This window comes from Paludifilum halophilum (genome assembly GCF_002245355.1).
Classification (GTDB): domain Bacteria; phylum Bacillota; class Bacilli; order Thermoactinomycetales; family DSM-45169; genus Paludifilum; species Paludifilum halophilum.
The window spans coordinates 1-444 of record NZ_NOWF01000088.1; the positions used below are offsets into that span (position 1 = coordinate 1).

Here is a 444-nt window from a genome sequence, read left to right on the forward strand (position 1 = left end):
ATGTTTAGAGTGCACATTGTTATATTGATGGCTTCTCTCCAAAATGTCTTAGAAATATCATTCTCAAGAAACATTGCTCTTGCTACCTCTACTACTAATTTACTCCTTATTTCAGCAATCCCATTATGCTCAGGTGTTCTAGGTGAGGATAGATGCCATTTAATTCCATTCTCTTCACAAAATATGTTAAATTCTCTAGAGCTGAATTCTCCTCCTCTATTATATCTCAAACATTTTATCTTAACACTAGATTTATTCTCAACTCTATTCTTAAACATCTTAAACTTCTCAAAAGCTTCAGATTTCTCTTTAAGAAATGCTACCCACATCATTCTAGTGAAATCATCAATGAAAATCATCTAGTACCTTTCACCATAGAATCCTCTTGTTCTTGAAGGACCACTTGGATCTATGTGAATGATTTCTAGCTTCTCTGTGGTAGTG

At 33.8% G+C, this 444-nt stretch carries 1 protein-coding gene; it reads right to left on the reverse strand.

Features of this window, described 5'->3' with window-relative positions; all coding sequences use genetic code 11:
- Nucleotides 1-359 (reverse strand): DDE-type integrase/transposase/recombinase (locus tag CHM34_RS18470; protein ID WP_141201788.1); only part of this gene is annotated, 359 nt, incomplete at its 3' end.
- Nucleotides 360-444: the final 85 nt, after the last annotated feature.